Raw genomic sequence first — 19830 nt, 5'->3', positions numbered from 1 at the left:
CGAGCCGCCTTCCTGCTGGCCGGTCCGGGATGCCGGGGAAACGCGTCCGAACTAATCACGCGCTCCCCCCTTGCCAACACCCCTGCGGCGGCCCCGAACACCCCGGTCCGGCTCGGACCCGTGGCCCGTGCACCAGTTCCGGCCCCGGCCATCGCGAAATGTCCGATGCGGACGAACGGGCGGTGCGGTGACCGCGGCCGGCGAACCCGTACCCGGCGCGGCGGCCCCCGCTGCCGGGCGGCAACGACGTGATGGCACCAGCCTCCGGCACGGCACGGGTGCGGGCCGTCCAGCCCCCGTCCAGGTCGGTGGTCGGGTTAGGGGGTGGGGCGGGCTTGTTCAGGGGGTCGGCAGGAACTTCAGGCTGCCTAGCATTTCCGCTGATGCTCGCGAGGGTGCCGCGCGACGCCCGGTCCTCGCCGGCCACGAGCGAGACACTCGGTTTCGCCAGCGACTGCCGCGAGGTACCCAGGGTGACGAACGAAGCACAGCTTGTCGACTACCTGCGGAAGATGACGGCCGATCTGCGCAAGGCACATCGCCGTGTCCGACAACTTGAGGAAGCCCGGTCCGAGCCGATCGCGATAGTCGGCATGGCGTGCCGTTATCCCGGCGGGGTCACCTCGCCGGACCAGCTGTGGGACGTGGTGGCGTCCGGTCAGGACACAGTCACCGCGATGCCCGACGACCGGGGCTGGGACGTGGACGGCCTCTTCGACCCGGACCCGGAACGGATCGGCCGCTCGTACGTGCGCGAGGGCGCGTTCCTGCGTGACCCGGGCGGATTCGACGCCGACTTCTTCGGTCTGTCACCGCGCGAGGCACTGGCCACCGACCCGCAGCAGCGGCAACTGCTGGAGGTGAGCTGGGAGGCCGTGGAGAGCGCCGGCATCCCGGCGCCCGCGCTGCGCGGCAGCCGCACCGGGGTGTTCGCCGGGATCATGTACCACGACTACGCGAGCGACCGCGACAGCCTGCCCGACGAGGTCGAGGGTTACCTGAGCACCGGGGTGGCCGCGAGCGTGGGATCGGGGCGCATCTCCTACACCCTGGGCCTGGAGGGACCGGCCGTCACGATCGACACGGCGTGTTCGTCGTCGTTGGTCGCCCTGCACCTGGCCGCTCAAGCCCTGCGCAACGGCGAATGCGACCTCGCCCTCGCCGGCGGCGTGACCGTGATGGCCACGCCCATCACGTTCGTCGAGCTGTCCCGGCAGCGTGGTCTGGCATCCGACGGGCGGTGCAAGTCGTTCGCGGACGCCGCCGACGGCACCGGCTGGGGCGAAGGTGTGGGCATGCTCGTGCTGGAACGCCTGTCCGACGCCCGCCGCAACGGTCGACGAATCCTCGCCATCGTGGCCGGCTCAGCGGTCAACCAGGACGGCGCCTCCAACGGCCTCACCGCACCCAACGGCCCGTCCCAGCAGCGGGTCATCCGGGCGGCACTGGCCAACGCCGGACTGACACCATCCGATGTGGACGTCGTCGAGGCACACGGCACCGGCACCAAGCTGGGTGACCCCATCGAGGCACAGGCACTACTGGCCACCTACGGCACCGACCGCCCCACCGACCGGCCCCTGCTACTGGGCTCCATCAAATCCAACATCGGCCACACCCAAGCCGCCGCCGGCGTGGCCGGCATCATCAAAATGATCCTGGCCATGCGCCACGGCATCGTCCCCGCGACCCTGCACGTCGACCACCCCACCCGCCAGGTCGACTGGACCACCGCGACCGTGGAACTGGCCACCACCCCCCGTGAGTGGCCTACCACCGACCGACCCCGCCGCGCCGGCGTGTCCTCCTTCGGCATCAGCGGCACCAACGCCCACGTCATCCTCGAACAACCCCCCACCCCCGAACCGCCACCACCAGCACCGTCCACACCAGACCACCGGCCGCTGCTGCTGACCACCACCGCCCGCACCCCCACCGCCCTGACCGCCCACACCACCCAACTCGACACCTGGCTGACCACCCACCCCGACACCCCCCTCACCGACATCGCCTGGACACTGGCCACCGCCCGCGCCGCACTGGAGCAGCGGGCGTTCCGCCTCGGACTCGACCAGCCGTGGCAAACAGGACTGCACCCCGGACAGGGCGGTATCGGTCTGCTGTTCACCGGCCAGGGCTCCCAACACCCCGACATGGGCACCCACCCGTTGCTCGCCGAGGAGTACGCGCGGGTGAAGGCCCTGTTCGACCCCGCCGTCTTCGAGGGTGACCCGGACTCCACCGGGGTGGCTCAGCCCGCGGTGTTCGCCCTGCAGATCGCCCTGTGGAGGCTGTGGGAGTCGTGGGGACTGCGACCCGACCGGTTGATCGGGCATTCGGTGGGTGAACTGGCCGCCGCCGTGGTCGCGGGGGTGTGGTCACTGGAGGACGCCTGCCGGGTGGTGACCGCCCGAGCCCGCCTCATGCAAGCACTCCCCGCCGGCGGGGCCATGCTGGCCGTGGATCGGCCGGTCACCGAGGTGCCCGACACGGTCTCGATCGCCGCGATCAACAGTCCGACCTCGACTGTCCTTTCCGGACCGCAGGAGGAGATCGACGCCATCGCCCAGCGGTTGGCGGAGTCTGGTGCGCGGGTGAAGCGGTTGCGGGTCTCGCACGCGTTCCACTCGGCGTTGATGGAACCCATGCTGGCCGACTTCGCCGCGGTACTGGACACCGTCACCTTCCACGAACCGCGGATCCCGGTCATCACCACCAGCGGTGCGGGCGGTGACATCACCACACCCCAGTACTGGGTGGACCAGGTTCGGGCCACGGTGTGCTTCGCCGACGCCGTGCGCACCGCCGTGGCCGACGGGGTGGACACGTTCCTGGAGATCGGCCCCGACGCCGTCCTCACACCGATGGTGGCGGAGATCGACGACACCGTCGTCGCGATCCCGGCCCAGCGCAAGGACCACGACCAGCTCCACGACGCGCTGGGCCGGATGTGGCAACGCGGCTTCGACCCCGAGTGGACCACGGTCCTGCCGCGCGGCGCCCACGCCGACCTGCCCACCTACGCCTTCCAACACCACACCTACTGGATCAAATCCGGGCCGCGCACTCCCCCGGCCTGGGCCGCGACCGACCACCCGCTGCTGACCGGCACGCTGTCCGTGGCGGCCGGGAACGCCACCGTCCTAACCGGACACCTCTCGCCGCACGCGCAGCCGTGGCTGGCCGAGCACCGGGTGGCCGGAACCCCGATCCTGCCGGGCGCGGCAGCCGTGGAGTTGGCACTGCACGCCGCCCACCTGCTCGGGCACGAATCAGTCATCGACCTCACGCTGCAGGCGCCACTCCCGACAGCATCCGGCGTGCACCTGCAGGTGGCCGTCGGCGAGCAGCAGACCGTCACCGTGCACGCCAGGGCCGACGACGCCGACCCCGACGATCCCTGGACGCTGGTGGCTTCCGGGACGCTCGGCGACGCTGCCACGCCCGTGCCGCCGACGCCCACCGGCCCACCCAACGGGGCCGAACCAGTTGACGTGACGCAGTTCTACGCCGATCTGGCCGACGCCGGTCTCGACTACGGTCCGGCGTTCCAGAGCCTGCGGGCGGCACGGCGGCACGGCGATGTCGTGCACGCCGAGGTCGTGCCGGGCGAGGCGGTCGCCGGCCAGGCGGCCGGATTCGGGCTGCACCCGGCGCTGTTCGACGCGGCACTGCACGCGTTCGCGTTGGTCGGTGAGCGGTCGGCCACGCCGAGGGTGCCGTTCGAGTTCCGGGGCGTGCGGCTGCTGAGCCACGGTGCTGACGCGCTGTGGGTGACGGTGACGGCGACCGGGCCCGACTCGATGAGCCTCACCGCCACCGACGAGGACGGCGAGCCAGTGCTCGTGGTGGACTCGCTGACCCTGCGGCCGATCGCGCCTGCGCCCACCGAGGAGATCCCGCTGGCACCGGTCTGGCAGCCGGTTTCGCTGCTCGCGGCGGGCGGCACGGCGCCCGAGTTCGTGGTCGTGCACGCCGGGCCTGAAGAGCCCGATCCCCGACCAGCGGCGGTGCACCGGGCGGTCGAGGCGGCGCTGCGGCACTGCCAGGAGTGGCTGGCCGACGACCGCAACGCCCACCGCAGGCTCGTGGTCATCACGCGTGGCGCGGTGGCGCTGCCGGGCGAGACGCCGGATCCTGGTGCTGCTGCCTGTCGAGCACTGCTGACCGCGGCCCAGACCGAGAATCCCGGTCGGCTCCTGGTTGTCGACCTCGGCGTGGCCGACGCCCCGCCGGATGACGCGCTCCTGGCCGCTCTCGCGACTGCCGAGGAACCCGCGGTGGCGTTGCGCGGCGGTGTCGCGCACGCCATGCGACTCGCGCCGGCGCAGGCAGCGCGGTCCGCTGCCCCGCCGCTCGCCCCGGACGGGACCGTGCTGATCACCGGCGGGACCGGCGCCCTCGGGCGGATGCTGGCCCACCACCTCGTTGAGCGGTACGGCGTGCGCCGGCTCGTGCTCACCAACCGCACCGGCCGGGGTGGCGAGGACCTCCCGACCGGGGTCACCGTGACCGCCTGCGACCTGAGCGACGGCGCGGCGGTGCGCGCCCTGGTGGCGGGCCTGCCCGGGCTCAGCGCCGTGTTCCACCTGGCGGGTGTGGTGGACGACGGGCTGCTGACCGGTATGGACGCCGACCGGCTGCACCGCGTGCTGACGCCCAAAGTGGACGGTGCGTGGCAGCTGCACGAGGCGACGCGACACCTCGAACTGAGTCATTTCGTGTTGTTCTCCAGCGCGGCCGGCCTGCTCGGCGGTGCGGCCCAGGGCAACTACGCGGCGGCCAACGCCTACCTCGACGCGCTCGCCGAACACCGGCGCGCGGCCGGCCTGCCGGCGCAGTCGCTGGCGTGGGGTTTGTGGGAGACCGACCACGGCATGGCCGGTTCGGTGCGGGGCGCGGCCGCGGGACGGCTGGCGCGCACCGGGATCCGGGCGCTCGACGCGCGCCGCGGGCTGGCGCTCCTCGATTCCGCGCTGCGGTCCGGTGCGACGCTGCTCGCGCCGATCGGGTGGGACCGGTCGGCGCTGCGCCGGGTGCCGGTGGCCGATCGGCCGGCCGCGCTGCGGGAGCTGGCGCCGGCTCCGGTGGCGGACAAACGCGGCCCGGCCAGGGGGCGCTCGGGACTGGGCCGGCGGCTCGCCGGGCTGCCGCCTGCCGAGGCGGCGCGGGCACTGCGCGATCTCGTCCGCGAGGTGACGGCCGGCGTGCTCGGGCACGACAGTGCGGACGCCGTCGACGACCGGCGACCGTTCACGGACCTGGGCTTCGACTCGCTGGCCGCCATCGAGCTGCGCAACCGGCTCGGCACGGCCACGGGGGTGCGGCTACCCGCCACGGCGATCTTCGACCACCCGACACCGGTCGCGCTGGCCGAGCACCTGCACCACCGCGTGGTCGGCTCGGTCACGTCCGGTGCTGCCGCTTCGGCGCCCACCGCCGTGTCCACCGCGGACCCGATCGTCGTGGTCGGCATGGCCTGCCGCTACCCGGGCGGGGTGACCAGCCCGGAGCAGCTCTGGGAACTCGTGCGCGACGGCGTGGACGCGATCTCGGCGATGCCGGCCGACCGCGGCTGGGACGTCGAGGCGCTCTACGACCCCGAGCCGGGTCTGCCGGGGCACAGCTACACGCGGCACGGCGGGTTCCTGCACGACGCGGGCGAGTTCGACGCGGAGTTCTTCGGCATCTCGCCGCGCGAGGCCATCGCGATGGACCCGCAGCAGCGGCTGCTGTTGCAGACGGCGTGGGAGGCGTTCGAGCGGGCCGGGATCGCGCCGGGGTCGCTGCGTGGCAGCCGCACCGGCGTGTTCGCGGGCGTGATGTACAACGACTACGGCTCCTGGCCCACCGGTGTCGAGCCGGAGACGGGCGGCCACTCGGGTCTCGGCACGGCCGCGAGCGTGCTCACCGGCCGGGTGGCGTACGCGCTGGGCCTGGAGGGCCCCGCCATCAGCGTTGACACCGCCTGCTCGTCGTCGCTGGTGGCGCTGCACCTGGCCGCGCAGGCGCTGCGCGGTGGCGAGTGCGACCTGGCGCTGGCCGGCGGCGTGACGGTGATGTCGACGCCGGGCACGTTCGTCGAGTTCAGCCGGCAGCGCGGGTTGTCAGCCGACGGGCGGTGCAAGTCCTACGGCGCGGGCGCGGACGGCACGGGCTGGAGCGAGGGGGTGGGGTTGCTGCTCGTCGAGCGGCTGTCGGACGCGCGCCGCCTCGGGCACCCGGTGCTGGCCGTGCTGCGCGGCACGGCGGTGAACTCCGACGGCGCGTCCAACGGCCTCACCGCGCCGAACGGTCCCGCCCAGCAGCGGGTGATCCGCGCCGCCCTGGCCGCGGCCGGGCTGCGGCCGAGGGACGTGGCCGCCATCGAGGGGCACGGCACCGGCACCACGCTGGGCGACCCGATCGAGGTGCAGGCGCTGCTGGAAACCTACGGGCAGGACCGGGACGAGCCGGCGTGGCTGGGGTCGGTGAAGTCCAACCTCGGGCACACGCAGGCCGCGGCGGGTGTTGCCGGCGTCATCAAGATGATCATGTCGATGCGGCACGGTGTGCTGCCCCGGACCCTGCACGCGGACGAACCCTCCACCGTGGTCGACTGGTCGGCCGGTGACATCCGGTTGCTCACCGAGGAGCGGCCGTGGCCGGCGGGCCCCCGGCGTGCGGCGGTCTCGTCGTTCGGGGTGAGCGGCACCAACGCGCACGTGGTCATCGAGGCACCGGACGCCACGCCGGCGTCGGCCGAGCCCGGGTCGGACGACGGCCCGGTCGCCCTGGTCGTCTCGGGGCAGTCGGCGCGGGCCCTGCGCGCCAACGCCCTGCGCCTGGCCGAGCACCTCGCCGCGCGGCCCGGCCAGCGCGCGCTGGACGTCGCGTACAGCCTGGGGGTGTGCCGGACGCCGGGCCGGGTGCGGGTGGCCCTGTCGGCCACCGGTGAGATCGCGCCGGCGCGGCTGGCCGAGCTGGCCGAGGACGAGGGGCCGTTCACCGAGGCACGCGAGGTCCGGACGGCGTTCCTGTTCACCGGGCAGGGCGCCCAGCGGGTGGCCATGGGCCGGCGGCTGCGCGCTGTCTTCCCCGCGTACGCCAAGGCGTTCGACGAGGTGTGCGCGGTGCTGGACCCGCTGCTCGGGCGAGGGCTGCGCGAGGTGCTCGACGACGAGGACGCCATCCACACCACCGAGTACGCCCAGCCGGCGCTCTTCGCGCTGGAGGTCTCGCTGGTCGCGCTGCTGGCCTCGTGGGGCGTGCGTCCGGACGTGGTGGCCGGGCACTCGATCGGCGAGCTGGCTGCGGCGCACACGGCCGGGCTGCTCTCGCTGGCCGACGCGGCCCGGTTGGTCGCGGCCAGGGGCAGGCTCATGCAGCAGTGCCCCGAGGGCGGTGCCATGGTCTCGGTCACGGCGTCGGAAGGCGACGTGCGAGCGCTGCTGGACGATGTTGACGGCGTGGCGATCGCGGCCGTGAACGGCGAGCGGGCGGTGGTGCTCTCGGGTGACGAGGACGCGGTCACCTCGGTGGCCGCGGAGCTGGCCGCCTCGGGCCACCGGACGCGGCGGCTGCGCGTCTCGCACGCGTTCCACTCGCCGCACATGGACCGGATGCTGTCGCCGTTCGCCTCGGTCGCCGCCGGCGTCGAGGTCCGTGACCCGGTGCTGCCGCTGGTGTCGAGCGTCGTCGGGCACGTCCAGGACACGGCGGCGTGGGGCGACCCGGGTTACTGGGCTCGGCAGGTGCGCGACCCCGTGCGGTTCGCGGATGTGCACGCCGCCCTGCGGGCCGACGGCGTGGACGTGTGCCTGGAGATCGGGCCGGACGCGGCGCTCACGGCCATGGCCCCGCCCGACGGCGTGCACCTCGCGGCGCTGCGCCGCGACCAGGACGAGGCCGAGGCGCTGCTGACCGCGGTGGCCGTCGCCGCGACGCACGGCGTGCCGGTCGACTGGGCGGCGGTCTACGCCAACAGGTCACCTCGGCGGATCGAGCTGCCCACCTACGCGTTCCAGACCGCCCGGTACTGGCTGCCCCGCGCGGTGTCCACTCCGGACCTGCCGGCGGCGGGGCTCGCGGGGACCGGGCACCCGCTGCTGGGCGCGAGCGTGACGCTGGCCGACGACGGCGGGGTGCTGCTCACCGGAGTGCTGTCCACTGTGGCCGAACCGTGGCTGGCCGAGCACGCCGTGGCCGGGACCGTGCTGCTGCCCGGCGCGGCCCTGGTGGAGATGGCGATCCAGGCCGGTGACCGGGTCGGCTGTGGCCGCCTCGACGAACTGGTGCTGCACGCGCCGCTGCCGCTGGACGCGGCGGTGGGCGTGCAGGTGCGGGTGGCGCCCGCCGACGACAGCGGGACCCGGGCCGTCGCGGTGCACTCGGCCGGCCCGGACGGGACGTGGGTGGCCAACGCCACCGGTGTGCTCGCGCCGGACGACGGGGCCGCTGGCCCGGACCTGGCCGACTGGCCGCCGGCCGGTGCCTCGGCGATCGACGTCAGCTCGCTCTACCCGGACCTGGACGCGGTGGGGTACTCCTACGGGGACACCTTCCGGTGCGTGCGCGCCGCCTGGCGCGCCGGGTCGGAGCTGTGCGCCGAGATCGCGCTGCGCGACGAGGACCGGGACGCGGCCGCGCGCTACGGCATCCACCCCGCGTTGCTCGACGCCGCCATGCACGTGTTGGCCGCGGCGGGAACCGGGGACTCGCTGCGGCTGCCGTTCGCGTGGACGGGCGTGCGGCTGGCCGCGACGGGCGCGACCGCGGCCCGCGTGCGGTTGTCCCCGGTGGACGACGGCTGGCAGCTCGTGCTGGCCGACGCGACGGGTGCGCCGCTGGCGTCGGTGGAGCGACTGCTGCTGCGCGCGGCCGACCTGGCACGGCCGGTGGCGCGCCGGGACGACGGCCTGTTCCGCCTCGACTGGAGCGCCCCCGCCACGGTGGGCAGCGGCAGCTCCCCGCAGCTGATCGGGCCCGACCCGTTCGGTCTCGCCGCGGTGCTCGGCAGCGGCCCTGGCCCTGGGGTGCTGTGCGTGGCGGGAACCGGCGCGCACGACCCGGCCGAGGCGCACCGGATCGCCGAACAGACCCTCGACCAGGTTCGGGAGCGGCTGGCCGCCGACGAGGACCTGGTGGTCGTGACCCGGCGCGCGGTCGCCACCCACGAGGGCGAGGACGTGGCCGACCTGTCCGCCGCGGTCGTCTGGGGGCTCGTGCGCTCGATGCAGAACGAGAACCCCGGCCGACTCACCCTGGTGGACATCGACGACGACCCCGCCTCCGCCGCGGCCCTGCCCGCGCTCGCGGCCGGACCCGACCGGCAGATCGCCGTGCGGCACGGCGTGGCGACCGTCCCGCGACTGGCCGCGCCGTCGTCCGACGGCGACGTGCTCCATCCCCCGGCCGACGGCCCGTGGCGGCTGGACAGCACCGGCGGCGGCACGCTGGACGCGCTCGCGCTGGTGCCGGCCCCCGAGGCGGTGCGGCCACTGGGCGAGCACGAGGTCCGCGTCGAGGTGGTCGCGGCGGGCGTGAACTTCCGCGATGTCGTGGTGGCGCTCGGCCTGGTGCCCACCCTGGCCGGCATCGGCGGTGAGATGGCCGGCGTCGTGACCGAGGTGGGCCGGGCCGTCACCGACCTGGCCGTGGGCGACCGGGTGATGGGGCTCTGCCCGGCCTCGCTGGGGCCGCTGGCGGTCACCGACCACCGCTGGCTGACCCGGATGCCCCGGGGGTGGTCGTTCACCCGGGCCGCCGGGGTGCCGCTCACCTTCCTCACCGCGTACTACGGCCTGGTCGACCTGGGCGGGCTGCGGGCCGGGCAGAAGGTGCTGGTGCACGCCGCGGCCGGCGGCGTCGGCATGGCCGCGGTGCAGCTCGTGCGGCACTTCGGCGGCGAGGTGTTCGGCACGGCCAGCCCTGGCAAGCACCCGGCGCTGCGGGCGATGGGGCTGCCGCCGGACCGGATCGCGAACTCGCGGACCCTCGACTTCGAGGCCGAGTTCCTGGCCGCCACGGGCGGGCAGGGCATGGACATCGTGCTCGACTGCCTGGCCGGCGAGTTCGTGGACGCGTCGCTGCGCCTGCTGCCGCGCGGTGGCCGGTTCCTCGAAATGGGCAAGACCGACATCCGCTCGCCCGAGGCCGTCGCCGCCGCTCACGCCGGCGTGGCCTACGCGGCGTACGACATCCAGGACGCCAGCCCCGAGCGGATCCGGGAGATGCTCGACACGCTGGTGGACCTGTTCGAGTCGGGTGCGCTCACCCCGCAGCCGATCACCACCTACGACGTGCGGCGCGGGCGCGCCGCGTTCCGCGCGCTGAGCCAGGCCGCGCTCGTCGGCAAGGCGGTGCTGCAGATGCCACGGACACTCGACCCGGACGGCACCGTGCTCATCACGGGCGGCACGGGTGGGCTCGGCGCGGCCCTCGCCCGGCACCTCGCCGCGACGCGGCCGACCGGACACCTGCTGCTGGTCGGGCGCAGCGGACCGCACGCGCCCGGAGCCGCCGAGCTGGTGCGGGAGTTGGACTGCCGGGTGACGGTCACCGCCTGCGACGTGGCCGACCCCGGGCAGGTGGCGGCGCTGCTGGCGCGGATTCCGGAGAAGCACCCGCTGACCGCGGTCGTGCACGCGGCCGGTGTGCTCGACGACGCGGTGAGTTCCACGCTCACCGCCGCCCAGCTGCACCGGGTGTTGCGGCCCAAGGTGGACGGGGCCTGGCGGCTGCACGAGGCGACCGCCGGCCTCGACCTCGCGGCGTTCGTGCTCTTCTCCAGCGCGGCCGGCATCTTCGGCGGCGCCGGGCAGGCCAACTACGCGGCGGGCAACGCCTACCTGGACGCCCTCGCCCACCACCGGCGCTCGCTCGGCCTGCCCGCGCAGTCCCTCGCCTGGGGTGCGTGGGTCAGCACGGCGGGCATGACCGCCGAGCTGTCCGAGACCGACCGGCAGCGCATGAACCGCACCGGCTTCGGCGCGCTCACGGTCGCCGAGGGCCTCGCACGCTTCGACGCGGCCACCGCGGCGGCGCACACGCTGCTCGCCCCGATCGCCCTGGATCCCGCGAAGCTCGGGCAGGGTGACGACGTGCCGGAGCTGCTGCGCAACCTCGCGCGGCCGGGAGCGCGCCGCCGGGCCGCGGTCGCCGAGGAGCCGGACGCGGCCGGCGGCCTGCGGGCGCGGCTGGAGCGGTTGCCCGCAGCCGAGCAGCACGAGGTGCTCGTCGAGGTGGTCCGCGCGGGCGCGGCCCGGGTGCTCGGCCACCCGTCGACCGCGTCGGTGCCGGCCCAGCGGCCCTTCACCGACCTGGGCTTCGACTCGCTCACCTCGGTCGAGCTGCGCAACCACCTCAGCCAGCGGACCGGGCTGCGCCTGCCGACGACGCTGCTGTTCGACCACCCAACGCCGGCCGAACTCGCGGCCCACCTGCGCGCGGAACTGGCGCCGGCCGCGGCCTCGTGGGTCGACGAGGGGCTGCGGGTGGTGGCGGAACTGGAGCGGGCGCTCGACCTGGTGCCCGCCGACGACACCGAGCGGCACCGGCTCACCCACCGGCTGCGCGAGGTCCTCGACCGGTGGACGGGTGACGCCGCCGTGGCCGACCTCGGCGACGCGAGCAACGAGGACCTCTTCGCCCTGGTGGATCAGGGTTACGCGGCGAACGGAGGAGCTGAGGGCTGATGGCCGAGGACGACAAGCTTCGCGACTACCTGCGCCGGGCGGTCGCCGACGCGCAGCGATTCCAGCAACAGCTCACCGAGACCCGCCGCCGGGCCACCGAGCCGATCGCGATCGTCGGGATGGCGTGCCGCTTCCCCGGTGGCGTCCACGACCCCGAGGACCTGTGGCGGCTGGTGCGCGACGGCGTCGACGGGGTGGGCGCGTTCCCCGCCGACCGGGGTTGGGAGGCGGCCGGCCTCTACGGCGCCGCGGACGGCGAGCGGGCGACCCCGCTGGAGGGCGGGTTCATCGACGGCCCCGGCGACTTCGACGCGGAGTTCTTCGGGATCTCGCCGCGCGAGGCCATGGCCTCCGACCCCCAGCAGCGGCTGCTGCTGGAGCTGTCCTGGGAGTCGCTGGAGCGGGCCGGCATCGACCCGTTCACGCTGCGGGGCAGCCGCACCGGCGTCTTCTTCGGCGGCACCTCGCAGGAGTTCGCCGGGCTGCTGGCGGCATCCGAGCACGCCGAGGACGGCCACCTGCTCACCGGGACCTCGGCCAGCGTGCTGTCCGGGCGGCTCGCCTACGTCCTGGGCCTGGAGGGCCCGGCGCTCACGGTCGACACGGCGTGCTCGTCCTCGCTGGTCGCCATCCACCTGGCCGTGCAGTCGCTGCGCCGCGACGAGTCGGCGTTGGCGCTGGCCGGCGGCGTGACGGTGATGGCGATGCCGGGCGCGTACACCGAGTTCTCCCGGCAGGGCGGTCTGGCCCGCGACGGCCGGTGCAAGGCGTTCGGCGACTCGGCCGACGGCACCGGCTGGGGCGAGGGCGCCGGGGTCGTCGTGCTGGAACGGCTCTCCGACGCCCGCGCCAACGGCCACCCCGTGCTCGCCACCCTGCTCGCCAGCGGGGTCAACCAGGACGGCGCCTCCAACGGGCTCACCGCGCCGAACGGAGCCGCGCAGCGCCGGCTCATCCGGCAGGTGCTCGCCGAGAGCGGGCTGGCCGGCTCGGACGTGGACCTGGTCGAGGGGCACGGCACCGGCACCACGCTGGGCGACCCGATCGAGGCGCGCGCCCTGCTCGCCACCTACGGCCAGGACCGCGCGGCTCCCCTGCTGCTCGGCTCGATCAAGTCCAACATCGGCCACACCCAGTACGCCGCGGGCGTGGCCGGCGTCATCAAGGTGGTGCAGGCGCTGCGCCACGGCACCGTGCCGATGACCCTGCACGCCGAGGTGCCCAGCTCGCACGTGGACTGGACCGGCGGCGCGGTCTCGCTGGCCACGGCGACGCAGCCGTGGCCGGACACCGGCCGCCCCCGCCGCGCGGCCGTCTCCTCGTTCGGGGTGAGCGGCACCAACGCGCACGCCATCCTCCAGGAGGCACCCGCTGCCGAGGAAGCCGCTGCACCGGATCCCGACGGGCCGATTCCCGTGGTGCTCTCCGCCCGCAGCGGGCCGGCGCTGCGCGCCCAGGCCGCCCGACTGCTGTCCTATGTGGACCAGCGGCCGGAGTTGGGCGTGACGGACCTGGCCCACTCGCTGGTCAGGCACCGGGCCGCGTTCGAGGAGCGCGGCGTGGTGCTGGCCGCCGACCGCGCTGGCCTGAAGCACGGGCTGGGTGTGCTCGCCGACGACGGCGCCGACGCGCTCGTGGTGCGCGGGCGCGCCCGCGACGGGCGGCCCGTCTTCGTCTTCGGCGGGCAGGGCTCGCAGTGGGCCGGCATGGGCGCCGAGCTGGCGAGCTGGTCGCCGGTGTTCGCCGAGGCGCTCGCCGAGTGCGACCGGGTCCTCTCCCCGCTCGTCGACTGGTCACTGCCCGACGTGCTGGGCCGGCCCGAGGGTGACCCGCTGCTGGAGCGCGTGGACGTGGTGCAGCCCGCGCTGTGGGCGGTGATGGTGTCCCTGGCCGCGCTGTGGCGTTCCCACGGCGTCGAGCCGGCCGCGGTGGTCGGGCACTCCCAGGGCGAGGTGGCGGCGGCCTGCGTGGCCGGCGCCCTCTCGCTGGCCGACGGCGCGCTCGTCGTCGCGGTGCGCTCGCGCCTGGTCGCCGCGCGGCTCTCCGGTCGGGGCGCCATGATCGCGGTGCCGCTCGCCGGTGCCGCCCTCGACGAGCTGCTGCGCCCCTGGGCCGGGCGGCTGGGTGTGGCCGGGCGCAACAGCCCGCTGTCGTCGGTGGTCTCGGGGGATGCCGACGCGGCCGACGAGTTGCTCGACCACTGCGCCGCGCACGGCGTCCGCGCGCGCCGGATCGCCGTGGACTACGCCTCGCACTCCGGCCACGTCGAGGTGCTCGCCGACACGCTGGCGCGGGAGCTGGCCCCGGTCAAACCCCGCGAGGCCGAGGTGGCCTTCTACTCCACGGTGACCGGCGGCCGGGTCCCGCCGACCGGCCTGGACGCCGACTACTGGTACCGGAACCTGCGCGAGCCGGTGCGCTTCCAGGAGGCCGCCGCCGCGCTGCTCGCCGACGGGTACCGCGCCTTCGTCGAGGTCTCGCCGCATCCGGTGCTCACCATGGCGATCAGCGAGAACGCCGACGCCGCCGAGGATCCCTCGGTCGCGCGCGAACTGGTCGCGATCGGCACGCTGCGCCGGGACGAGGGTGGGCCGGCGCGGGTGCTCCGGTCCCTGTCCGAGGCCTACGTGGCCGGGTTGCCGGTGACCGTGGCCGAGCTGGTCGGGGACGGGCACCAGGTGCCGCTGCCCACCTACGCGTTCCAGCGCCGCCGGTACTGGCTCGAACTGCCGAGGCGGACCGGTGACCCGCGGGCGGCCGGGCTCGAACCGGCCGCGCACCCGCTGCTCGGCGCCGTGGTGGAGACCGCCGAGGGCGGCGGCCTGCTGGCCACCGGCCGGATCTCGGCGGACGCGCCGGCCTGGCTTGGTCAGCACGTGGTGTTCGGTCAGGCCGTGGTGCCGGCGACCGCACTGCTCGACCTGGCCGGCTGGATCGGCCGCCGGGCGGGCACCGACGAGGTCCGCGAGCTGGTCCTGCGGACACCGCTGGCGCTCCCGCCGGGCGCGGCGGTCCGCCTGCAGGTCGCCGCCGGCGCCGCGGACGCGGCGGGCGAGCGCCCGGTGTCGATCTTCTCCCGCCTCGACGACGGCGTCGACCGACCGTGGACCTGCCACGCCACCGGTGTGCTGGGAGCGGGCGGCGAGCTGGCCGGGCCCCCGGCCGGGCCGTGGCCGCCGGCGCAGGCGCAACCCGTTGAGGTGGACGGGTTCTACGACCGCCTCGGGGCGAGCGGCGCGAGCTACGGTCCGGCGTTCCGCGGCCTGCGCCGGGCGTGGCGCGACGGGGATGACGTGCTCACCGAGGTGCACCTGGCCGCCGACGCCGCGGCCGGTCACCTGATCCACCCCGTGCTGCTCGACGCGGCACTGCAGGGACTCGCGCTGACCGCGGACGGGCCGGACATCGCCATGCCGTTCACGTTCACCGGCGTCCGCTGCGGCGGCGCGCCCGGGGACACGCTGCGCGTGCGGCTCGGCGGGCGCGACGGCGGCTCGGTGCGGGTGTCGGCCACCGACTCGGCGGGCACGCCGGTCTTCGAGGTGGCGTCCCTGGTCGTGCGGCCGGTCTCGGCGCAGGCCCTGGCCGCCGCGGGCACGGCCGAACTGCTCTTCGAGACGACGTGGACGCCGCTCGACCTCCCCGACGCGGCGCCGTCGTTCGTCGTGGCACCGGACTTCGGCGACGACGTGACCGCGGCCGAGGAGTGGGCGCGGCAGCTGCTGGCGTCGCGGTCACCGGAGCACCCGCTCGTGGTGGTCACCCTCGGCGCGGTCGCGGTGACCCCGCAGGACCGGGTCGACCCCGTTCAGGCCCACGTCGCCGGACTGCTGCGCGGAGACGGGGTCGTGCTCGTCGACTGCGACGAACACGACCCCCACCGCGTGCCGGACACCGGCGAGGAGACCGAGGTGGCGGTGCGGTCGGGACAGGCGTACGCGCGCCGGCTGCGCCGCGCCCACGCCGACGCCGAACCGGGGACCGGTTTCGAACCGGGTGCGACGGTGGTCGTCCTCGGTGCGCCGCCGGAGATCGCCGCGGCCGTGGCCGACGCGCTGGCCGACACGCGCGTACTGGTCTGCGACGACGTGCCGGAGCTGGAACCGGCCGGCGTGGTCTGCTGGGCCGGTGACCCCGCCCGCGTGCGGGCCGCGAGCCGGCTGGCCGCCTCGGGCGTGCTCGTCCTGCTGTCGGCGTCGGACTACGGCGCGGCCGTGGCGCGGCGGCGCGTCGCGGACGGACTGCCCGCCACCGCCCTGTCGTGGGATGCGGACGGGTTGACCGAGGCGGAGATCCAGGCCCTGGCCGGGCACGCGGTGCGCACGCCGAACGCGGTGCTGTTCGGTGCCCGGCTGCGCCGTCCGGCGGGCCCGGTTCCACCGCTGCTGCGTGGCCTGCTGCGCGCGGAGCCGCCCGGCGCGGCCGAGGTCAGGCAGGACAGCGACGCGCTCGCCGCCCGGCTGGCCGCGATGACGCCGCGGGCGCGCCACGACCACGTGCTCGACATCGTGCGCGCGCGGGTCGCGGCCGTGCTGGGCTTCGCGCGGGCCGAGCAGGTGAGCGGCGAGCGGTCGTTCCAGGAACTCGGGCTCACCTCGGTGACCGCGGTCGAGTTGCGCAACGGGCTGCAGGCGGCGACCGGGCTGCGACTGCCCTCGACGCTGGTCTTCGACTACCCCACCGCGGAAGCCGTGACGGGTTTCCTGCTCGAATCGCTGGTGCCGGCGGGCGAGGGCGACAAGGACGAGGAAACCGCCGTGCGGGCGGCGCTGGCGGAGATCCCGCTGGAGCGGCTGCGCGAGGCGGGCCTGCTCGACCGGTTGCTCGCCCTCAGCGGCCCCGCCGAGGACACCCCGGCGGAGCCGGCGGAGTCCCCGGACGGCGGCACCGACATCGCCACGATGACCGCGGCCGACCTGATCCGCCTGGCAATGAAGTCCTGACCGAGCAACACACGCATACCGATAACCACTGGATAAACCAGTCAATCGCACGAACGGGGAATTTTCACCACCACATTGAAGAATGTCATTTCGTGGCAGATCGCGGGGTACAAAGAGGCACCCCGGGATGACGGCCGGCTCAGCACGCGCTCTTTCTGATAATTTTTTTCCAGGTTCGGCGCGCTACGTTGGCCATCGCAGCCCAACCGTATGGCGCCAGACATCCCAGATCGCGAGGGGAGTTGTCGGTGCGATTCGTGGAACGTGCGGAAGAGTTGGCGGCCATCACTGCCGCCTTCGACCGATGCCGAACGTCGGGCAGTGAGATCGTCGTTGTGTCCGGCGCGGCGGGTTCGGGGCGGACCCGGCTCATGCGAGAGGTCGCTTCCGTCGTTTCCGGCTCCGGCGCCCTCGTGCTGACCGCGGCTGGGTCGCCGGCCGAGACCAGCGTGGCCTACGGCGTGGCCCGGCAGCTGTGGCAGAGCGCGGGCATCGAACAGGAACTGGAGGCGTACCTGCACGAGGCCGGCCCGGAACGCGGGGCGCGACCGGCCGAGCGGATCTGTTCGGAGCTGCTCGACCGCATCGGCGAGCAGCCCACCCTGCTCTGCATCGACAACATCGAGCACACCGACCCGAAGTCCCGAGGCATCCTGCTGCACCTGCAGCGCCGCCTCGGCAGCCGGCACGTGCTGGTGCTGCTCCTGGCCAGCGACTCGGCCTGGGCCACCATCCCCTCCTTCGACGCCGAACTGCACCGCTACCTCCCCTGCCGGCGGCTGCGGCTCGGGCTGCTGAGCAACGCGGCCGTGGCCGAACTGCTCGACGTGCCGGCCAACTCGGCCCGCGCCGCGGCCTACCACCACGCCAGCGGCGGCAATCCGCTGCTGCTGGGCGCGCTCATCGCGGACGGCGAGTACCGAGGCACCGCCAACGGCGGTGAGCCGGCCCCCGAGTCCGCGCTCGTGCCCGCCGACGCCCTGTTCAAGTCCGCCGTGTCGGCCTGCGTGCACCGCGGTGACGAGGCCCTGCTCGCGGTGGCCCGCTGTCTGGCCGTGCTCGACCGCGTCTCCCCGCAGCGCCTGCTCAAACGCCTGCTGCGGCTCGACACCGAGGAGATCAGGCGCTGCGTCGTCGAGCTGACCAGCATGGGCCTGCTCGACGCCGCCGGCCGGTTCCGGCATCCCGAGGCCCGCGCCGCCCTGATCGAGGCCACCCCGGCCGCCGAGCGCGCGCTGCTCAACTGGCGGGTGGCCGAGCTGCTCTACGCGGAGGGCGCCGCCGCCACGGCGATCGCCCGGCACGTGCTGCTCTCGGGCGAGCTGGGCACGGCGTGGGCGGCCGAGGTCATGGTCGACGCGGCCGACGAGGCGCTGCGCTCCGGCCGGTTGACCGTCGCCGTGGACAACGCCGACTTCGCACTGCGCGCCGACCTGGAGCCCGGCGCGCGGGCCTCGGCCCTGGTCACCCTCGTCCGCGCCAAGTGGCGCATTGCGCCCTCAGCCGTCACCAGCCACCTGCCCGACCTGCGGGCCGCGCTGCGCGCGGGCCAGCTCGACGAGCGGGGCGTCGAATCGCTGCTGAGCAGCCTGCTCTGGGCCGGCCACTTCGACCAGGTCCTCGAAATCACCCGGTCCGACCTGGGCGGTGCGCCCCGTTCGGCGATCAGCAGCAGCACCCAGGCCGCGCACACCTGGCTGGAGTTCCTCAACCCGGCGGCGCTCGCCGGCTCGCCGACCGACCGCACGCTCGACCGGCGCAACAGCGACCCGGGCATCCGCGCGCTCGCCACGCTGATCTGCGTGATCCGGCAGGAGCGGGTGGCGCACGTGGCCGCGGGGGCGGACGCCGTCCTGCAGAGCTGTGAGCGCACCGACCCGCCGGTCGAGACGGTCCTGGCCGCCCTGCTCACCCTCGTGCTGGTCAACGAGCTGGACCGGGCCGAGAGCTGGTGCGAGCGGCTGGTCACCGACTTCCACGGACGCGGTCTGGTCACCCTCACCGCGGTGGTGACCGCGGTGAGCGCCGACGTGGCGCTGCGCCGCGGCCGGGCATCGGTGGCGGCGAGCGAGGCGGACGCGGCGCTGGAGCTGATGTCGCGGGCGAGCTGGGGGGTGGCCATCGGCTACCCGCTCGGCACGCTGATCGCCGCCCACGTCCAGACCGGGGCGCTCGACGAGGCCGAGGAACTGCTGCGCCAACCGCTCCCGCCCGACCTGCTCGGCTCCACCTTCGGCCTGCCCTACCTGTACGCCCGGGGTCGGCACGCACTCGCGAGCGACCGCCCGTACGCGGCCATCGACGACTTCCGCCGCTGCGGCAAGGTCCTGGCCGACTGGGGCATCGAGCTGTCCGCCCTGGCACCGTGGCGGATCGGGCTCGGCGAGGCCTACGCCGCACTGGGCCGGCCCGACGACGCCCGGTCCGCCCTGGAGGACCAGGTCAAGCAGGCCGCCGGCCGGTCGGCGTACCTCGGGGCCGTCGCGCTGCGGCTGCTCGGCCGCCTCGGCGAGGCCGACCAGCGTCTGCCCCTGCTGCAGCGCGCCGTGGGCGTGCTGGAGAACTCCGGGCACCACCGCGAGTTCGCGCTGGCGCTGGCCCAGCTGAGCAACGAGCACTACGCGCGCGGCGACTCCAAGCGCTCGCGCACGGTGGCCCGCCGGGCCATGGAGGTGGCCCGGTCCTGCGAGTGCGAAGGGGAAACCCGCGAGCTGCTGCTGGGTGGCGAGCGGTTCGACGTGGCCGACATGCTCGGCGAGAACGACCACTACCCGGAACTCACCGACGCCGAGGGCCGGGTGGCCCGGCTCGCGGTGAAGGGGCTCACCAACCGCGAGATCGGCCAGCGGCTCTACCTGTCCACGAGCACCGTGGAGCAGCACCTCACCAAGATATTCCGGAAGTTCAACGTCAGCCGGCGCACCGACCTCATCGGCATGCTCCGGGCCGAGGCGGGCGCCTCCGTGCCGGACCAGCGCGCCTCCTGACGCCGTTCCCCCTCGACCCACCACCCGAACTCACCCGGACGGCGCAAAGGGAAATCGGCCGCGCCGAGCGAAACAAAAAAACAGCACGACCGCATCCCGCCGGCAATCCGGAAAAATTCCACACCAGGTCCGATTCGTATGCTACGGTGAATGCATAAGGGCACCGGGAGGTCTTTCCCGGTATTTCGCGCCCAATTCCCCGACGACCAAGGGAGAACGGTCGTG

General features: G+C 74.6%; 3 protein-coding genes. All 3 read left to right on the top strand.

The annotated features are described in order from the left end of the window. Positions 1-473: 473 nt before the first annotated feature. The 3 genes from LX83_RS21700 (at position 474) to LX83_RS21690 (ending at position 19605) form a co-directional block, all read left to right on the top strand. Positions 474-11675, top strand: a complete 11202-nt coding sequence (locus tag LX83_RS21700; protein WP_253774290.1) for a type I polyketide synthase — start codon at positions 474-476, stop codon at positions 11673-11675. After that, entirely contained in the window at positions 11675-16618 is a 4944-nt protein-coding gene (locus tag LX83_RS21695) for a type I polyketide synthase (protein ID WP_253774288.1), read from the top strand. Before LX83_RS21700 ends, LX83_RS21695 begins: the two co-directional genes overlap by 1 nt. A 248-nt stretch (positions 16619-16866) precedes the next feature. Continuing rightward, complete coding sequence (locus LX83_RS21690; RefSeq protein ID WP_308204021.1) at positions 16867-19605, top strand: helix-turn-helix transcriptional regulator; 2739 nt, start codon at positions 16867-16869, stop codon at positions 19603-19605. Positions 19606-19830: the final 225 nt, after the last annotated feature.

Origin of the sequence: Goodfellowiella coeruleoviolacea, from assembly GCF_024171785.1 — a bacterium.
In the GTDB taxonomy this organism is placed as follows: domain Bacteria; phylum Actinomycetota; class Actinomycetes; order Mycobacteriales; family Pseudonocardiaceae; genus Goodfellowiella; species Goodfellowiella coeruleoviolacea.
This window is presented reverse-complemented; position numbering and strand designations above follow the sequence as displayed.